This is a genomic window from Alishewanella maricola, from assembly GCF_016343785.1.
GTDB lineage: Bacteria > Pseudomonadota > Gammaproteobacteria > Enterobacterales > Alteromonadaceae > Alishewanella > Alishewanella maricola.
Genome location: NZ_JAEINI020000006.1, coordinates 118,735 through 137,753, shown reverse-complemented (window position 1 = coordinate 137,753; position 19,019 = coordinate 118,735). Strand labels below are relative to the sequence as shown.

Genomic DNA, 19,019 nt, shown 5'->3' with positions numbered 1-19,019 from the left:
TAAAGTGTTCACTCTTGCATGCTAGGGTAAGATAACGCCCAGTTTACATAAAGCTCGGTGCCGGTTTTTAACGCTTTTTCATCAGCATAGAAAAACGGTGAATGATTCGCCGGTGCTTTAGCCGCGTCTTGGCCTTCGGGCGTGACACCAAGAAAAACAAATAAACCCGGTGTTTCTAACGCGTAAAATGAGAAATCTTCGGCACCTGTCACTAGGGCGCTTTCTTCAACTTTTTCTATGCCTGCGACTTGTTGCAAAATTGGCAATGAGCGACGAGTCAGCGCCGGATCATTTAACGTAACAGGATAACCTTCGAGGATTTTAACATCGGCAGTGGCACCGGTTACGGCAGCACTGGCCTCAGCGGCTTGTGTTAATAAACCAAAAATTTGTTGGCGAATACCCATATCAAAGTTACGAATCGTGCCTTCTAAATACACTTCATCAGGAATAATATTATTGCGTACGCCGCCTTCAACGATACCAAAACTGACAACGGCTGGCGCGCGGGTAATATTAATTTGGCGGCTGACAATGGTTTGCACATTATTGACGATTTGCGCTGCAGCCACGATCGGGTCAACCCCAGCCCAAGGCGCAGAGCCATGGGTTTGCTTACCTTTAACGGTGATTTGAAATTGATCTGAGGAGGCCATCAAAGGCCCTTGCCGATATTTCACAACACCGACATTGGCGGCAGACCAAACATGAATGCCGAAGATGGCTTCGGGTTTGCTTTTAGCAAACAAGCCTTCTTTTAGCATCAGTTCGGCACCGCCTTCTTCACCTGCCGGTGCGCCTTCCTCTGCCGGTTGGAAGATAAACATCACTTTACCGGTGAGCTGCGCTTTGTTTTTTGAGAGATATTCGGCCGCGCCCATTAGCATTGCCACATGTAAATCGTGGCCACAGGCATGCATTACGCCCACTTCTTTACCGCGATATTCGCCTTTGGCTTCTGAGCGAAACGGTAAGTCGGTTTGTTCGACAACCGGCAAACCATCCATATCAGCGCGTAATGCCAGTAAGGGGCCGGGCTTACCACTGTCTAAAATCGCCACCACTCCGGTATGCGCAATATCGGTTTGCACGGTCATACCGAGTTTTTTTAAGTGTGCGGCAACCAATTTCGAGGTGCGAAATTCGCGGTTACTTAATTCAGGGTGCTGGTGCAGATCCCGGCGCCATTCAATCACTTTCTTTTCAAGCTCAGGGCTAATGCGTTGGGTGTCAGCGAGCAGTGGCATGGCCATAAAGGCGAATTGGCTGGCTAGCAGGGCGGCCACAAGGGGGCGTAAGATCATGATGAGACTCCAGGAAAGGTTAGTGAGATCTACTATGCGCAAATTGGCTTAATAAATCCAGTGTCGTGGCAATATCTGCTGCTGATACATCTAAATGACAGACCCAGCGCAAGCGCGTGAGGTTGCCACTGGCACTGGCGTAATTGCTGCTGGTGAGTTTGACGTTATGCTTAGCCAGAAAATCAAGCAGCTCATTAGCCAAAGCCGGAGTGATATCTGTAAACACAATATTGGTTTGCGGTAAATCTAACTGCAAATGCCCAGCAAAACAGCCTTGAGAGCTTAAGGCTTGTAACCCTTTCGCGAGCGTATCAGCATTATGATGGTCCTCTGCCAAACGCTGAATATTATGTTGCAAGGCATATAAGCCCGCGGCGGTAAGCATACCGGTTTGGCGCATGCCGCCGCCGAGCATCTTGCGTACACGCCGAGCGCGCTGGATAAAAGCCTGCGAGCCCAGTAATAATGAGCCTACTGGTGCACCTAAGCCTTTGGATAAACAAATTGAAACCGAGTCATACCCCTGGCACAGGGCTTTAGCCATGGCGGTTGGGCTCAGTTGATGCTGTGGCGCTAAAGCCACTGCCGCATTAAATAAGCGCGCACCGTCGATATGGCATTGCAGTTTTTTTTCTTTCGCTAGCGCGGCCACTTGCTGCATATAACGTAACGGCAATACCTTGCCGCCGATGGTGTTTTCAATCACGATCAAGCGCGTACGGGCAAAGTGTGGATCATCTGGCTTGATAGCATCGCTGATATCTTGTAGCGCTAGGCTACCATCCGCTTGCAGCGCAATTGGTTGCGGTTGAATTGAACCGAGCACCGCCATACCGCCGGCTTCCCATTTATAAGTATGCCATTGTTGACCTACGATGGCTTCATCGCCGCGCTGGCAATGGCTCATCATGGCAATCAAGTTGGTTTGCGTGCCACTTGGAGCAAACAACGCATCTTCAAACCCCAGCATATCTGCTGCGTAGCGTTGCAGTGCTATAGTAGTCGGGTCATCATTAAATACATCATCACCCAAAGCGGCGTTGAGCATCGCCTGTTTCATGGCGACAGAAGGTTGGGTTACCGTATCACTGCGAAAATCTGGCATCTGGTCTCATCTCTGCGGCTAACATCTGGTGTTCAGGCTAGATTGCTGGCAGGCTAAAAGCAAGTTGCTTGCGTTTGCTAGACGAGGTCTAGCGACAGAGTATAGAGGAAGAGCATGGCTGATTATTTTTTTGAACCACAGCAGGGGCATGGTTTAGCACATGACCCGTTTAATAGCATTATTGCGCCACGGCCCATAGGTTGGATTTCTAGCATTAGCAATGCTGGGCAGGTTAATCTGGCACCTTACAGTTTTTTTAATTTGTTTAACTATAAGCCACCGATTATTGGCTTTGCCAGCACCGGTTGGAAAGATTCGGTACAAAATATTGCCGAGCAAGGCGAATTTTGTTGGAACCTGGTGAATCGACCTTTGGTGGAGGCGATGAATCAAACCAGTGCCAGTGTTGCCGCCGACGTGAATGAGTTTACCTTGGCGGGGTTAACGATGGTGGCGTCTAAATTGATTAAACCGCCGCAGGTAGCCGAAAGCCCTGTGCGATTTGAATGTAAGCTAAGCCAGTTAATCCCTTTACAGGCAGCGAATGGCGAGCAGGTACCCACTTGGTTGGTGCTTGGAGAGGTAGTCGGGGTGCATATTGCGTCATCGTTATTAATTGATGGAGTGTATGACACCTTGGCTGCAGATCCGGTATTGCGGGCGGGTGGCCCTGGTGATTATTACACGTTAAATGCCGCGAATAAATTTAGCTTATTGCGACCAAAAATTTAAGGATAAACTGTGATGCAACGGCAACTCTGCACATTCTTGTTAGGCTTAACCACGGCGGCGATGTTACAGGCTGAACCGCTAACACCTGAAGCCGTCCCGCTCGATTTGGCGCAAGTGGTGCCCGCGGCGCTGCAGCAGTTTGATACGCCGGGGATGGCTGTGGTTATTATTAAAGATGGCCAATTGGTGCATCAGGCGGGTTATGGTGAACGTGATATGAGTGCCCAAGCGCCAGTGACCGCGGAGACATACTTTCGCTTGGCCTCTGCGAGCAAAGCGTTTACCGCTGCCAGTGTGGCGATCTTAGTGGATGCCGGGAAGTTAAATTGGGACGACAAAGTCATACAGCATCTACCGCAATTTCGATTGCAAGATGCTTGGGTCACTGCCGAGTTTACGATACGTGATTTATTGAGTCAGCGCAGTGGCTTAGCCAGTGGCGCAGGCGACAGTATGATTTGGCCTGAGCCCAGTAGTTTTAGTCGTGATGAAGTGATCAACAATTTACGCTACTTAACACCGTTAAGCAGTTTTCGCAGCCAATATGCTTATAGTAATGTGCTGTATATCACTGCCGCCGAATTAGTGGCCAAAGTCAGTGGCCAGCCTTGGCAGGATTTTGTTGCCGAGCAAATTTTTCAGCCGCTGGAGATGCAGTGTTATGCCGGTGCCGTGCCTGATAGCGCCTTAGCCGAAGCGGCACTACCGTATGAGTTTCGTGCCGAAGCGGGTTTTTTGCCGATCCCACGAAATGCGATTGACGGTAAAATGTTGATGGCCGCAGCTGCAGGTGGTGTGGTGTGTCGCGCCTCCGACATGGCGAAATGGTTAAGTTTTTTATTGGCTCAAGCCGATGTCCGTACCGCAAAAGCGGGGCCGGTCAGTCGTCAGCAGTTACAACAAATGTGGACTGCGCAAACGCTGATGCCCGTCAGTTCACTCGATTTGGAATTAGATTTCACCCATTTTAGTGCCTACGGTATGGGCTGGCGCATGGCTGATATGCATGGTTACAAAGTGATTCATCATACCGGTACCTTATCGGGTTTTCAGGCGCATGTGTTGTTAGTGCCAGAGCAGCAGTTGGGGATTGTGGTATTAAATAATGGCTCAAACAGTGGTGCACGCCAGTCGGTGGTGCAAACGGTGTTAAAGCATTATCTAGCGCCTGAACTGCAACGTGATTGGGTCAGTTATTATGCCGATCAACGACAAGCCTTGGCACAGCGCGCAGCGCCGCCGCAACCGGTGGGTACGGGTGAGGTGTTGTTGGCATTACAAGATTACGCAGGCAACTATGCGGACCAATGGTTTGGTGGCATTGAAATCAGCCAAACGGATAGCGGTTTGCGTTTGCAGTCAGTCAAAATGATTAATTTACAAGGCAGTTTGCAGCCGTTTGCCGATCATAGCTTTATCGTGCAGTGGGATGATGCCAATGTCGCGCGCAATGCGTTAATCCATTTTGAGATGAATAATCTGCGGCAAGTCACCGGCTTTAGGTTAGAGCCTTATGCAGCAGAGCCTGGCGAGCGCCACGAATATCGGGATATGCACTTTTACAAACAGTAACGGCGAAACAAAAAAGGCAGCCGAAGCTGCCTTTTTCATGAGCGGGTATGACTTAGTAGAAGTTCATCCGGAAGTCGATACCAAATACCCGTGGTTCGTTGACAAAACCAGTCAGGTTACTGAAGTCAATGGCACCTTTCAGGTTGTCCTGATCAGTGATATTGCGGCCAAACACACCGACTTCATAACTGTTTTTGTAGTTAACGTAGGCCACGCGTAAGCCAGCTTCATTATTGTTTTTGCTGTTGAATTCTGCTGATTCATACAAGAACAAATTGGTGTCGCCTTGCACTTGGTAATCGGCATACACATAGATTTCACCGCTTTCTAACGGATAATCGTAGCGTGCATTCAAGGTTAAGATGGTTTCTGGTGCTTGTGGGAAGGGGTTGCCGTTAATTAACGCTAAACCATTTACCACCGGATCTAACACCGTACACTGCCCAGAGCCACAAGGTGCGATAGTCAGGTTGTCGTCTTTTAGCTCGGTTTTGTTATAGCTAAAACCACCCCCTAACATCAGGTTTTTTAATACCCGATAGTCAAAATCTACTTCAAAGCCGTAGCCTGTGCCTTTGTCAGCATTGATTAGCTGGTTACCTTGGGTTTCACCACCAATGGCTGATAATTGAATATCATCAATGACGTAGTAAAACAGCGCAGCATTTAAGCGTAAGGTGTTGTCGAGTAAGTCAGACTTAGTACCCACTTCAAATGAGGTAATGGTTTCTGCACCGGCGACTGACGGCGGCGCTTCAAATGCCACATCACGACCTTGGATAGTTTGCGCACGGAAACCTTCGGCGGCGCGGGTAAATAAGCTAGTCGTATCGGTTAAGCGATAGTTAGCGCTTAATTCCCAGCCTAATTGATCGTCTTTTACTTTGATCGGGTCATATTGTTGCTCAGACGCGAAACCAATCACTACTGCAAAACCATCAACGTTTTGTTGGCCAACCGAGAAGGTTTTTTCATCATCGGTATAACGTAAGCCACCCGTTACGGTTAGCTTTTCGGTGAGTTGATAAGTTGCTTGACCAAATAACGCCCAGCTAGTATTGCCGTGAAATACTTCGGTGGCACCAAAGAAACCATCAACGGTATTCACCGCAAAAGATGAGTCAAAATAGTAAGTACCGACCTGCCAGCTCAGCGCATTACTGGTATCACTGGCTAAACGGAATTCTTGGGTAAATTGACGCAGACCATTCAGTTGATCTTCAGTAACGGCATCGGCTACTGCAGCATCACCCGCTTCATTCACATTACCACCGTCGATGTCACCAATACCGCCGCCACTGGCTTTTTCTAATGCGGTGATAGAGGTAAGGGTCATTTCTTCTAATTTCACGTCAACTTTCAGCGAGGTACCCCAAGCATCATAGTTTTGACGGTTATTACCCGGGCCATCATAAGCGACAACATCACGATCGTAATTGTTGTTGAGCTCGTTGCTGCCTTTAGTCAGGATGTTTTTGCGGAACATGGTTGATGTGCCGTCGTAGTTACGATTATGCACATTTAACAAGGCATCAAATGCATCTGATTCAAATAAGAATTGTAGACGTGCCGCGCGCTCATCATAGCCGCCCATCACATCATTTTGGCCAGTAAAGCTGTTGTCGATCCAGTTACTGCGATGTTGTGACAACAATGACAAACGCGCCGAGAGTGAATCGGTTAAACCGCCACCGACAGCACCTTCAAAGTGTGCACTGCCTAAGGTGCCCGCCGTCGTTTTTACATAAGCATCGAATTCTTGGCGTGGCTTAACGGTATCAAATTTAATGATACCGGCGGTGGTGTTACGACCAAACAGCGTGCCTTGCGGACCACGGATCACTTCAACTTGTTCGACGTCGAACAACGGGAAGCTTTTTAAGATCACGTTTTCCATAACAACATCATCCATGACGATAGATACAGGTTGTGATGCAGCGAGATCGAAATCGGTGTTACCTAAACCACGAATATAAAAACGTGGTGCGGCACGGCCGTTCGAACTTTCGGCATAAAGGCCGGGCACTTTAATCGCTAAAGCGGTAATGTCATCACCCGATGAGAAAATACTGTCGAACTTTTCACCAGACAGTGTGGCCACAGAGATTGGCACTTCTTGAATGCTTTGGCTGCGACGCTGTGCGGTAATAGTGATGGTTTCCAGTTGTTTTTCTTCAGTTTCTAGGTTTTTGTCACTTTCCTGCGCCAGCAGAGCAGGAGAAAAACCCAGTGTTGCACCGAACAGTGCTGCGTGCATCGCAGCGACTAGGGCAGATTTGCTGAATGGGGTCATTAACATTGCACCTTTTAAGTTGTGAGCGAATCGTCATTTTATGAGTTTATGTGCCTATAACGATGCCGTGCTGGAGTGACCACAGTGGCATGGTTAAAAGCGGCGGTTAATATACCAGCTTATCGTGTTTTTTGCTGCAATTAGCCGAATTTTTCAACAGGATCACTAGTAAAGTGATCGCCGGTGTTGTAATAACGTAAACAGCGTAAATGGTTAAAGGATAAGACGATGCGTTTTTTGACGGCTTTGTGGTGCTTTGTGCTTTTGGGTGTTAGCCCTGGGTTATTTGCACATACCACCGGTTGGCAACCTGCACAGCATTTACGTGCTGAGTTAGTTAGTGAATACCAAACGGTAAAGCCTGGGCAAACACTGCAACTCGCCTTGCATTTTATCCCTGACGAACACTGGCACACCTACTGGATTAACCCAGGTGACTCAGGCTTACCCACCAGTATTGATTGGCAGCTACCCGCAGGCGTGACGGCGGGCCCCATTCAATGGCCTACACCTCAGCAATTCTCTATTCCCCCTTTAATGAATTACGGTTTCGGCGGCCCCACCGTATTGCTGAGCGAATTAACCGTACCGGCAGATTACGCCGCTACTGAGCTAAACATTGCGGCGAATGTTGATTGGCTGGTTTGTGAAGAGATTTGTATTCCCACCTCAGCCAGTTTTGAACTGACTTTGGCCGTGGCTGCACAAGCTATCGTGTCAGAAACCGCCGTTGACCTGATCAACCTAGGTAAAGTGAGTCAGCCCAATGTACTTGCGGTCAGCGGTCAATATGATATTGCCGGAGGCAGCTTGTCAGCCGCGATCAGTGGCTTGCCTGATATCGATTTTCAACATTTCTTCGTGCGCGCCACTGAAGTTGTCGATCACGCCGCGCCGCAGCAATTATTAGTCAGTGAAGGGGAGTGGATTTTACGCCAGCCGCTGAACACTTACTTTACCGGTGCGCCAGAGCAATTTGAAGTGGTGTTAGTGAGCGCTTCCGGGCAGGGGTACAGTGTGCAATTGCAAGTGGCCAGTGATGGTGCTGCAAGTAGCAGCCCTGCCACGAAAACAGTGCCAACGCTGTGGTTGGTGTTATTAATGGCCGCAGCAGGCGGTTTTATTTTGAATCTCATGCCGTGCGTGTTCCCGGTATTATCGTTAAAAGCCTTGAGTATTGCGGGTAATACCGGATCGCAGCAACAACAGCGCTCAGATGCCCTGTTTTACAGTTTGGGGGTGGTGCTCAGTTTCGTCGCTTTAGCATTAGTGTTATTAGCCCTGCGCAGTGCCGGCAGTGCGGTCGGTTGGGGCTTTCAATTACAAAGCCCTTGGCTCGTGGCGGCACTGGCTTATCTGTTATTTGCCTTGGGCTTAAGTTTGTCGGGTTTGGTGCAGTTTGGCTTGGGCTTGATGAATACCGGCAGCGACTTAACCCAGCAAAAAGGCGGTAAGGGCTCGTTTTTTACCGGCGTTCTGGCAGTGATTGTCGCCAGCCCTTGTACCGCACCCTTTATGGGCGGCGCGTTAGGTTATGCCGTGACGCAACCTCCGTTGTTAGCCTTGTTGGTTTTCGTAGCCTTGGGCTTAGGCATGGCGCTGCCTTTCTTGTTACTTGCCTATATGCCTCGCTTGGCAAAAGCCTTACCTAAGCCTGGCGCCTGGATGGAGACCTTAAAGCAATTATTGGCCTATCCACTGTATTTAAGCGCTGTTTGGCTGGCTTGGGTCTTTGGCCGACAAGTTGGTATTGATGCCTTGGCCATTTTGCTGTGTGGTGCCGTGGCTATTGCTGCAGCGTGTTGGTTATGGGGCCGTTGGCAAATGCGGCGCCAAGGTAGCGCCGAGCCTATTTTTGCCGTGTTATTGGTGGTGCTAGCTTTGTATGTGGTGAGTTTACCTTTACCCACTGTTTCAACTACAACCGCGAATGCGGAACAACAACATTGGTCTGCATGGAGCCCGCAACGTTTAGCCGAGCTACAAGCGTCAAATAAACCGGTATTAGTCAATATGACCGCTGATTGGTGTATTACCTGCTTAGTCAACGAGCGAGTGGCACTGAATACCGAGAGCAGTAAAGCGGCGTTAGCGCTGTACGATGTAACGTACTTAAAAGGCGACTGGACGCGACAAGATGCCGATATCACGGCCTATTTGCATCAGTATCAGCGTGATGGTGTGCCGTTGTATGTGTTGTATTGGCCAGGGCAGCCTGCCGAAGTGTTACCACAGATTTTAACGCCTGATACGCTCAGGCAAACCTTAGAGCGGTTAAGTCGTCAATAACACCGCTTCATTTATTTGAACATTTACAGGAGTTAACCCTATGAAAAAAATGACATTACTTGCAGCAGTCGCTGCTACGTTGTTTGCGGCTAACCTGTTTGCAGCACCGCAAGTAGGTGCGCCAGCACCTGACTTTACGGTAAAAGACTCAACCGGTAAGGTACACAGCCTAAAAGATTTTGCTGGCAAAGAGGTGGTATTAGAGTGGACCAATCATGATTGTCCGTTTGTGGTCAAACATTACAACGGCAATATGCAGCAGTTGCAAAAAACCTATACCGAGCAAGACGTAGTGTGGCTCAGTGTGATTTCCTCTAAGCCCGGCAGTCAAGGCCACATTGATGGCGCAAAATCAGCTGAACTGACCACAAGCCGTGGTGCCGCGCCAACAGCGGTGTTATTTGATGAAAGTGGTGTGATGGGTAAAGCCTATGATGCGCGTACCACACCACATATGTATGTAATTGATAAAGCCGGTGTGCTGCAGTATATGGGTGGCATTGATAGCATCCCGTCTGCCAAAGTAGATGATATTGCTAAAGCTACACCGTATTTCGCTAATGCTGCAACCGCAGTATTAGCCGGTCAAACGCCGGATCCTGCGGTGACTAAGCCTTATGGTTGCAGCGTTAAATACTAAGAGGTGAGTATGCTGCCGGTTTCAAGCAGCCGGCAGCTCACTGAGCGCCACTGCAGCAAAATAAATCGCCGTTTTGCTCTCGTGTGACGAATAATAACTGATTAACAGCTTGTCATCTTGTAATACCATCCCTGCGTAACTGCAATCACCACCTGAGGGTAGTGTTAGCCATTCTGTTAGCTCACCGCTTTGCATGTTAATACCGCAGAGGCTAGTACGTACCCTATCATCATATAATCTGACACACGCCACTACGCGCTGATCGGGCAGTTTCAGCCAAGTTGGACCACCAATGCGGGCGCTTAATGTTGTCCACTGCCAATCGGAATAAGGTGCTGAGCTTCGGCCTAACAATCCCGGCTCAGGATCGCGGCGTAATAAGCATATTACATCGTTTGCCTCTAAAAAAAGGAGATGGTTTTCATTGGCATAGCTGCCCTGATAAACATCCTGTAATGATGTAAATTTTAGAGTGGCATCAGCAGAGTAAAGCCTGGAGAGGGTTGGTCTTTTAACGTGATAGGCAAGCGCGTATGCGGTATCTTGCTGCCAGCTGATGCGCCAGAGCCAATAGTTTATATCGCCGATGGGCTGCGGAGCAGACCAATTGATACCGTCAGACGATGCACAAATAAATGATTGATGACTGCCGGCACTTTTATCATGTAATGCGGCTACACCATTGATTAACAGCCGGCCATCAGGGTGTAGGCTAAATTTAGGATCGCGCAAATCGGCCTGCGGATCAACGATGCAGGCCACAGCTTGCCAGCTGGCGCCTTGATCTTGTGAGCGTAATAAACGGCACATGCCATCGCCAGAAACATGGTCAGCCGCTTCGCGAAGCACACACCACAGCGCACCCTGCCAAGCAATTAAGTCGGTAAAGGCATTGTGCTCACCTTGTTGCCAAATACAGCGACTGTGCATGGTGACTCCGTATTAATCTGTTTGTAAGGCCGTGATCGGATCCAACTCTGAGGCTTTAATGGCAGGATACACCCCAAAAGCGACACCGATTAGGGCACAGATACTAAAGCTTAGCACGATGGCCGGGATTGACCAGGACACGGCCCAACCAGAATAAAAAGCAATTAATTCAGAGAGAATAATACCAAACAGAATACCGGCGATGCCGCCAACAATAGCAATGGTGAAGCTTTCGGCAACAAACTGCAGTTTAATATCGCGTTTCGTGGCGCCAATGGCTCGCAGCAAACCAATTTCTTTGGTGCGCTCTAACACCGTGGCCAGCATGATATTCATAATACCTATACCGCCCACCAGCAGCGAGATACCCGCCACACAGGACATCACAATATTAAATATTTTTTGTGTTTGCTCCTGCTGTGCTAATAACGCCGCGGGTACGATTAAGCGAAAATCATCAATATCATTATGACGTTGCTGCAATAAATAGTTTAGGGCGCGGGCTGCGACGGCGCTATTGGCGCCTTCGCTTAACTGCAAACGAAACGAGCTGAGTTCGGCATCCAGAGGAATACTGCGAAAGCGGCTGCGGGCGGTTTGTAGCGGCATAAACAGTTGGTTTTGTTCACCACCCAGCTTAATACCCTGAAATTCGTTTTGGCTGTTATAGGGCTCGGCCAACACGCCGATAACCTCTAACCAGACATGATTGACTTTAACATAACGGCCAAGTGCATCGCCTTCAGGAAACAAATTAGCGGCCATTTGTGAGCCGAGCACGGCCACTTGTGCGGCATACAGGTCTTCTTGCTCGGTAAAGTTACGGCCGCTAGCAAATGGCAAGCTACTAAGTGCCATATAACTGGGTAATACACCCACGGCTAAACCTTCGCTTTTACCGCTGTGGCTGATAATGGCATAGGTTTCGAGCTGGCGCTCGGCGCTAAAGCCGGTGATGTTAGGTAGCGTTGTCACGGCCGCTTGCAGATCGCTTTGGCTCAGCCCTAAAGAATGTTTGCGATGCTCTAATAAGGTTTTTTCGTCAAAGGTTTTGCTCTCAACAATAATGTTGCGCAGCCCCATGGTTTCAATGGTTTTTAAGGCTTCGCGTTCGGCGCCTTCACCAATATTGAGCATCGCAATTACCGCACCTACACCAAATATCATACCGAGTAAGGTTAGAAAGGTACGAAGTTTATGTTGTGCCAACTCGGCCAAGGTATCTTTTAGCATGGCGCTATGTTTCATGTTAGTTCTCCGGTGGCAATAAGCTGATACGATCGCCGGCGCTTAGGCCTTCGATAATTTCGGCGTGTGTTAGGCTTTTAGCACCTAAGCTCACGGCTTGTCGTTGCAAACTGCCGCCGCGTTGTTGCCACACATATTGGCCTTTTTCATCGCTGAAAATGGCTTGCAAGGGTAGCGCTAACACCTCCGGCAAGGTGTTAGCTAAAATCTCAGCGCGTACTTTTGCTCCCGGTAAAAAGAAATCTTGTTGGGCGCTTGGTGCCACGATAACTTCAATATAGCGGCGCGGATCGCGACGTTCGCGCGATTGCGCCACTTGACCCACGCTTTGGATGCGGCCCTCAAGTACTTGCTCTGGGCGAGCGGTTAAACGAAAAAACACCGGTTGATCGACCGCTAAGCCAACCGACTCTTGTTCAATAATCAGCAGTTTGACATGTTGTAAGCTTAAGTCTGGAATACTGCCCAGCTTTTCGCCGGGAAACACCATCCGACCCACCTCGGGTTTTTCACCGCGCCAGTTGCTGTCATACAGCAAAATACCCTTGTGTTGAGCGCGGATTTCGAGTGCAGCTAAGCCCGTTTCAGCTTGGGTTAGTAAGCTTTGTTGCTGCCCTTTTTGCAGTTGTAGCAAGTCGAGTTCGCCTTGCGAGCGGTTGGCAAAACTTTGTTGTTGCCAATCTAAGTAAGACTGCTTTTCACCTAAAAACTCTTTATTTTGCATCGAGTCTAAGATTTCTAGGCGTGAGCGTATTTGGATATCATCAATACTAAAACGGTCGGCAAAAGCAAATTCTTGCTGCACAAGGCGCTGATCTAAGCCAATAGTGGACAGTTCCGCTTGTTGCTGAGTGCCTTTAAAGTCTTGATCGGCCAGCACGCCAGATAAAGCATTACTGGCATCACGCCGGCTGCGTTCTAACTGCGTCGCATCAAAACGGATCACCAAATCTCCGGGTGAAACACTGCTGTATTCTGGGGTGATCTCGGCAATAAAACGGGGGCCTCGGGTACTTTGAGGCGCATTAATGCTAATGGCGTTAACGGCAAATAACTCCCCTTCAGCTTGAATGCGGTGTTCAAGCGTGCTCGATTGCAGTGTTAATAAGGCTGCGTTCTCATCGGTTTCACTACAACCACTGAGCAGAAGCAAACTTCCGGCTAACATAACGGCAAAGCGCATTATTCACCTCCTGCCGCTAAACGAATTTGTAAGCGCGCACTCATACCTGGGCGCATAATAGCCAAATCTGTTTCATCGAGTTTGATACTGGCATCAACGACTCGGCTAAGATTTTCGGCTGTTTTGTTGCGCACCGCAGTACCTAAATCGGTAAGCACACCACTAAAGTTGCGCTCGGGATAGGCATCCAAGGTAATTTGCACCGTAAGGCCGCTACGAAGGTACTTTAAATCAACTTCATCAATTTCTGTTTTGATATACAAACTTTCTAATTGGCTAACTTCGGCAATGGGTTGGCCAAACTGAACGGTATCGCCAACCGATGACTTTTCACCGTTATAATTGGGTACATATACCATAATGCCGGCAAAGGGCGCGCTAATTTTTAACGAGGCGACTTCCCGTTTTAATTGTTCTACCTCGGCGCTTAGGCGGGCAATTTTCGAGGAAATAATTTGTTGCTCGGCATCGCGCTGTTGTTGATGAAAATCTAGGCGGCTTTGTGCTAATTGATACTGGCTTTTCGCAATAGTGAAGTCGATTTGCGACTTGCGGCGATCATTTTCAGAGCGCGAGTTATCCACTATCTCGGCCTTACGCTGTTCACGATCATGGTCGTTTTTGCGTTCGGCTAATTGCAGTTTTAATTCCTCAAAACGTTGTTCATCAGCGGTTAAACGGTTGGCTAATTCTTGCTCTGCACTGCGCAGTTCAATATTTTTATTACGCAGCTCGTCTTGTACGCTTTGGCTATCAAAGCCAATTACCGGCATGCCTTGTTGCAACAAACTGCCTTCTGGCGCCATTTCTTTAATATTGTATTGCCATAAGCGGCCGACACTGGGAGGGGTGATGGTAAAAAAAGTGGCTGCGGCTAACTGACCCGTTGCTCGTACCGTTTGGCGTTGTTGCTCATTATTGCTCGTTTCTGGTGCGGGTGTGCAGCTAATCAAGCCGAAACAAACCAGGCTAGAGAGTAACAGTCGAAATGGCATGTTAGCGTACCTCTAATAGCAAGCCCATGCCCAGCAACGGCTGAGATATGGGTAGGTTGCTCGCGCTAAATTGCGCTCGATAATACAAGGCATTGCCCCAGGCTTGACGCTTTTCGCCTTGACCAGCCAGTTGTTGCAGTGTTACGGGGAATTGCAACTCAGGGGAAATATCAAAACGAGCGCTAATGTGTTTAGCTTGCTGCAAACGCGCTACATCCACTTCATGTACCCAGGCTTCAACATAAAGGCCATTTAATTCTGTCACTTCAGCAATCGACCATCCGGGCTGTGCGGTAACACCGCCAAATAATTTGGTGCGATACCAAGGATGTAAGCCATAACTGATGGCGCCGTCCCGTTCAGCGTACACGCTCATTTTGGTCAGGTTTAACTCTGCTTCAGCGAGCTCTGCCGCTGTTTTATCAATTTGCAGTTGCTGTTTGAATAACGTGGTTTGTTGTTCTTGCTTGGCAGTAACGAGGGTTTCCCGGGCTTTTTGCAATTCGGTAGTAGCACGTTGCTGTAATAGCTGATTATTTTCATAGTCGTACAAACTGAGGTTGGTTTTAGGCACCGCTGCGTCAATGTTGGCTTTCTCTAATAATAATTCGCGGCGCTGCAGTTCATACTCTGCTTCCATCACCTTTAAGGCTTGTTGGCTTTCGAGTTGTTTTAATTGCTCTTGAGTGCTGACTAATTGGTTTTTGAGCCGTTCAATGTTGGCTTGAATGGATCCGGCATCAAATACTGCCACCAAGTCGCCGGCTTTAACCGCTTCTGCTTCGGGTTTTAGCCATTGCACTTGAATACGCCAAGTGTCGCTCATTGGCGCGACAATGGTTTGCCGATATTCAGACACTAAACTGCCGGTAAGCAACAGCGGTAATTCACTTTGTACTTGCTGGCTCAGAGTGGTGGCCAGGATCAAACTTAAACCGAACATTGGCTGTCCTCAAGTATTTGGCCGTCACGCATTCTAATAACCCGCTGGGCATAAGCGGCAATGTCATCTTCATGCGTTACCATCACGACGGTATTGCCTTGCTGGTGGAGACTGGTGAGTAATTGCATGATTTCTACTGAGGTTTTACTGTCTAGGTTGCCGGTAGGTTCATCGGCAAAAATCACTTTGGGGTTGTTGATCAGTGCACGCGCAATCGCGACCCGCTGGCGCTGGCCACCTGACATTTCTGCTGGCTTATGATGCATGCGATGGCCTAACCCAACTTGTTCTAATAACGCTTCTGCACGTTGTAGCGCTTCAATGGCGGGGGTGTCGGTATAGCGTAAGGGCAGCGCTACGTTTTCTGCGGCACTTAGCCGGGGGAGCAAATGAAATGATTGGAAAATAAAACCAATATGCTGATTGCGCATGGCCGAGAGTTGTTCATCATTCAGCGCACTAACATCAGCACCGGCAAGCTGGTATTGACCACTGCTCGGGGTGTCGAGACAACCCAAAATATTCATCAGTGTTGATTTGCCTGAACCCGAACTGCCCATAATGGCCACAAATTCATTTTCTGCGATGGTTAAACTGACCTGTCGTAGCGCTGCAACCTGAGTATCACCGCTACCAAAAATTTTACTTAACGCTTGAGCGCTTATCATGGAGCAACCTTACAACAAAATCATTATGGCAGTTTGGCATAAGGTGCAGTGCAAGAACCAGTTTAGTAGGTAGCTATAGTGTAACTAAATGTAAACTTGGCTTTAATAACCCCTGCGCTCAGTGTCGCTTGGGCAGGGGTTAACTCGGCCTAAAGAGGCAATAAATCTAAAACTTGCTCAATACTGTTCAGGCTTTGGCGCTGCGTAATAAAACGGCGGCCAAGCTCGACAGCCTGTTTTTCGATGCTGGCGCGTTGTTGCTCACTGCTGACTTTATCTAAGTCGGCCACATGCGCTAACCCTACGGTACGCCGGATCAGTTCACAGCCAGCATACCCAATGGCATCAGCAAAAACCTGCTGCAAAAATTGTTTTTGATACAAGCTGTTACGCAGCATCGGATCTTGGCTGTCTTGGCTCATTAACTGGCTAAATTGTTCAGCGAATACTTGCCACAGTGTTAGGCATTGTTGGCGCACATAGGTTTGGTGTTCAGTGACCGCCTCGGTATCTGCCAGTAACCCAGCGCAACCAAGATAGTTCAAACAAAAGTTAGCCAGTAACGAGCCAACATCAAAGCCGATAGGGCCATAAAAGCCAAATTCGGCGTCGATCACCTTGCAGTTTTCAGCATTGACAAAAATACTGCCGCTGTGCAAATCGCCGTGTAACAAGGCTTGTGGCTTAGATAAAAAGTCGGCTTTTAGTGCGGCGACTTCCGCTTGTAGCGCTTCGTCTTGCCATAGCTCGCGCGCGGTGCTGATAATCAAATCATGGATGTTATTGCGCTCGTGATTGCAGTAGGGATCGGTAAAAAATAAATCTTCGGTAATTTGGCAAAGATCGGGGTTAATAAACTGCGCCACTGCAGCTTTTTTTGCAGGCCCCGTCAGCACAAAATCACTGGTATAAAATAAGGTGTGCGCTAAGTAATGGCCAATTTGCGTTGCCACATGCTCATACTGTTTGCCTTTAATCAGTGCCGTGCGCAAGATGGTATATTGCTTTAAATCTTCCATCAGAATGGCCGACAGCTCAGCATCAAAATGGCGGATTTCAACGGTATGCTCAGGGCAAAAACGCGCATGTACGCGCAATACTTCCGCTTCAATGCGGGCGCGGTCGGTGCTTAAAGGCCAACTTTCGCCCACACAGCGAGCATAGGGCAGGGCTTGCTTTACAATCAGCGAAGTCCCTTTATCATTCGACACACGAAACACTAAATTGAGATTGCCGTCACCAAACTCTTCGGCAGACAGCTTACTGTGATCGCCAAAGAGTTCACTGTGCTTGTCGGCAAAACGCATGGCGTCGTCGTTATTGAAAATGCGGTAATCAGTCATCGGGTTACCTATTTACTTGAGAAGAAAAACGCGTGGCAGCATAATCGCAAACCTTATAGACGTCTGCAACGCCAAATAGGAATAAGCTATGAAAAACTTGTCTGCACTTAGTCTGAAAACGCATCAGGGAGAGCTATACGTTTTAGATCAAACCTTATTACCCCATCAACAGCAATGGCTGCATTGCACAACGGTAACGCAGATGGTGACGTTGATCCAGCGTTTACAATTACGCGGCGCACCGGCTATCGGCATTGGTGCCAGTTTATTATTAGCCTATCGTGCAACTCAGGGCGATAGCCAAGCGCAATTGCAAAAAGACGCCGAAATATTACGGGCCGCACGGCCAACGGCGGTTAATTTAATGAATAACTTAGATAGCATGCTTGAGGCTATTCAGCACACGGATTTTGTCAGTGCCACGGTCGCCTGCGCCGAAGCATTATTTGCGGAAGATGTGGCGTTGTGTCAACTGATGGCAGAGCACGGTGCGGCCTTAGTGCAACCGAATGAACAGTTATTAACCCACTGTAATACCGGTGGTTTAGCTACCGCAGGTGTCGGTACGGCGCTAGGTGTGATTAATTTAGCGCATCAACAAGGCAAAAATATTCGGCTGTGGGTAGATGAAACGCGGCCACTGTTACAAGGTGGTCGCTTAACTGCCTGGGAGTGCCAGCAATTGGGTATTCCGTATCAGCTAATTTGCGACAATATGGCCGCGATGTTAATGGCGCGCGGGCAGGTCGATCGCATTTTTGTGGGGTCAGATCGTATCGCGGCCAATGGTGACTTTGCCAACAAAGTGGGTACTTACAGCCTGGCAGTATTAGCGCACTATCATCAAGTCCCCTTCTATGTAGTGGCACCGCATACCACCGTCGATTTAGCCTGTGCCGATGGCAGTGTCATCCCTATTGAACAACGAAATGCCGATGAGGTACGCGGGGTCAGTGGCGCTTTTGGTCAAACGTTGTGGGCACCCGAGGAAGCACCGGTGTTTAACCCCGCTTTTGATGTCACGCCTGCCAATTTAGTGACTGGTTGGGTGTTAGATACCGGGGTTTACAGCCAACAAGATATTGCCGCGGGGGTATTGCAGCAGTTATTTGGTTAATGCTTATAGCGGCCAAGTATTTACCACCCCGTATAACGATAACTCGCCAAAATACCGGTTAGCCGCCCGAGGTTGAGGGTGGCAACACCGGTATTTTTTTACAGAATGCTCAGCGAAATATGCTTTGAAATGTCAACAATGGCAGTACTACCAGTAAACTCAAATCTTACCTTACCGACTGAAGATAAATAAATTTCTAGCTCAGAATCGAGATCGAAAGTGCCCGACGTTTCTACTGAGTAAGCCACAATGTTTTTGTAGGGTAGCGAGGTAAAATCTTTTTTGCTGCCGGTAATACCTTGCACATTTACTGCAATAATTCTTTTATTGGTGAATACCACGCCGTCACGCATCGATTTATACGAATCGATCACGGTTTCATCGTCTAATAACAGTGCCGTGACTTTTTCAGCAAACTCGTTGTTTTGTTTCAGTTTAAAGACGCTTTTATTATTAAAATCGATCATGAAATATCCTTGTTAGCGATGTTTGGTCAACAAGCTAAAAATGACAGCTTAGAATAAACAATGCAATAACGCTAATGTGGCTTTGTTTATTTGCTTTTATTCGTGCTGGTGGCTATTGAAAAAGCGTTAAGCCGGTTCGTGCTGCCATCTTGGCATCATTTTGTGTTTGCCCCCTTGAAATCGGTTTATG

The 19,019-nt window shown here is 48.4% G+C and carries 16 protein-coding genes; 5 read left to right on the top strand and 11 right to left on the bottom strand.

Going from position 1 to position 19,019, the window contains the following annotated elements:
- Window positions 1-8: 8 nt before the first annotated feature.
- Both JAO78_RS11025 and ltaE read right to left on the bottom strand, forming a co-directional pair.
- A complete protein-coding gene (locus JAO78_RS11025; RefSeq protein ID WP_226751407.1) occupies window positions 9-1,304 on the bottom strand; it encodes an amidohydrolase in 1,296 nt (431 codons plus the stop codon).
- Between the two features lie 19 nt (window positions 1,305-1,323).
- Complete coding sequence (gene ltaE, locus JAO78_RS11020; RefSeq protein WP_226751406.1) at window positions 1,324-2,409, bottom strand: low-specificity L-threonine aldolase; 1,086 nt, start codon at window positions 2,407-2,409, stop codon at window positions 1,324-1,326.
- 114 nt (window positions 2,410-2,523) lie between these two features.
- Here ltaE and JAO78_RS11015 point away from each other — a divergent pair, with 114 nt between their 5' ends.
- On the top strand, window positions 2,524-3,141 hold the full coding sequence (locus tag JAO78_RS11015) for a flavin reductase family protein (protein ID WP_226751405.1): 618 nt from the start codon (window positions 2,524-2,526) through the stop codon (window positions 3,139-3,141).
- 12 nt (window positions 3,142-3,153) lie between these two features.
- Window positions 3,154-4,713 (top strand): serine hydrolase, encoded by a 1,560-nt coding sequence (locus JAO78_RS11010; RefSeq protein WP_226751404.1) that lies wholly within the window; start codon window positions 3,154-3,156, stop codon window positions 4,711-4,713.
- A 52-nt stretch (window positions 4,714-4,765) separates the two neighbouring features.
- Here the strand turns inward: JAO78_RS11010 and JAO78_RS11005 are convergent, their stop codons facing one another.
- The gene (locus JAO78_RS11005) at window positions 4,766-7,006 is read right to left on the bottom strand and encodes a TonB-dependent receptor (RefSeq protein ID WP_226751403.1); all 2,241 of its coding nucleotides are present in this window, start codon (window positions 7,004-7,006) and stop codon (window positions 4,766-4,768) included.
- A gap of 228 nt (window positions 7,007-7,234) precedes the next feature.
- Between JAO78_RS11005 and JAO78_RS11000 the strand changes: the two genes are divergently transcribed.
- Window positions 7,235-9,295: a protein-disulfide reductase DsbD family protein gene (locus tag JAO78_RS11000; protein ID WP_226751402.1), complete on the top strand. Its 2,061-nt coding sequence runs from the start codon at window positions 7,235-7,237 to the stop codon at window positions 9,293-9,295.
- A 40-nt stretch (window positions 9,296-9,335) separates the two neighbouring features.
- Entirely contained in the window at window positions 9,336-9,935 is a 600-nt protein-coding gene (locus JAO78_RS10995; RefSeq protein WP_226751401.1) for a redoxin domain-containing protein, read from the top strand.
- A 21-nt stretch (window positions 9,936-9,956) separates the two neighbouring features.
- Here the strand turns inward: JAO78_RS10995 and JAO78_RS10990 are convergent, their stop codons facing one another.
- From JAO78_RS10990 to mtnK, 7 genes are all read right to left on the bottom strand, one after another.
- The gene (locus tag JAO78_RS10990; RefSeq protein ID WP_226751400.1) at window positions 9,957-10,865 is read right to left on the bottom strand and encodes a sialidase family protein; all 909 of its coding nucleotides are present in this window, start codon (window positions 10,863-10,865) and stop codon (window positions 9,957-9,959) included.
- A gap of 12 nt (window positions 10,866-10,877) precedes the next feature.
- Complete coding sequence (locus JAO78_RS10985) at window positions 10,878-12,113, bottom strand: ABC transporter permease (protein WP_226751399.1); 1,236 nt, start codon at window positions 12,111-12,113, stop codon at window positions 10,878-10,880.
- A gap of 1 nt (window position 12,114) precedes the next feature.
- Window positions 12,115-13,296, bottom strand: coding sequence for an efflux RND transporter periplasmic adaptor subunit (locus JAO78_RS10980; RefSeq protein WP_226751398.1), 1,182 nt, complete (start codon window positions 13,294-13,296; stop codon window positions 12,115-12,117).
- Window positions 13,296-14,291 (bottom strand): HlyD family secretion protein, encoded by a 996-nt coding sequence (locus JAO78_RS10975; protein ID WP_226751397.1) that lies wholly within the window; start codon window positions 14,289-14,291, stop codon window positions 13,296-13,298. The genes JAO78_RS10980 and JAO78_RS10975 overlap by 1 nt, the downstream gene beginning before the upstream one ends.
- A 1-nt stretch (window position 14,292) precedes the next feature.
- Window positions 14,293-15,234, bottom strand: a complete 942-nt coding sequence (locus JAO78_RS10970) for an HlyD family secretion protein (protein ID WP_226751396.1) — start codon at window positions 15,232-15,234, stop codon at window positions 14,293-14,295.
- The gene (locus JAO78_RS10965) at window positions 15,222-15,902 is read right to left on the bottom strand and encodes an ABC transporter ATP-binding protein (RefSeq protein WP_226751395.1); all 681 of its coding nucleotides are present in this window, start codon (window positions 15,900-15,902) and stop codon (window positions 15,222-15,224) included. The genes JAO78_RS10970 and JAO78_RS10965 overlap by 13 nt, the downstream gene beginning before the upstream one ends.
- Window positions 15,903-16,051: 149 nt before the next feature.
- Window positions 16,052-17,245: an S-methyl-5-thioribose kinase gene (gene mtnK / locus JAO78_RS10960; RefSeq protein WP_226751394.1), complete on the bottom strand. Its 1,194-nt coding sequence runs from the start codon at window positions 17,243-17,245 to the stop codon at window positions 16,052-16,054.
- A gap of 88 nt (window positions 17,246-17,333) precedes the next feature.
- Here mtnK and mtnA point away from each other — a divergent pair, with 88 nt between their 5' ends.
- On the top strand, window positions 17,334-18,362 hold the full coding sequence (gene mtnA, locus JAO78_RS10955) for an S-methyl-5-thioribose-1-phosphate isomerase (protein ID WP_226751393.1): 1,029 nt from the start codon (window positions 17,334-17,336) through the stop codon (window positions 18,360-18,362).
- A gap of 98 nt (window positions 18,363-18,460) precedes the next feature.
- Here the strand turns inward: mtnA and JAO78_RS10950 are convergent, their stop codons facing one another.
- Window positions 18,461-18,829 carry a PH domain-containing protein gene (locus tag JAO78_RS10950; protein ID WP_226751392.1) on the bottom strand — a complete coding sequence of 123 codons (369 nt, stop codon included), beginning with the start codon at window positions 18,827-18,829 and terminating at the stop codon, window positions 18,461-18,463.
- Window positions 18,830-19,019: the final 190 nt, after the last annotated feature.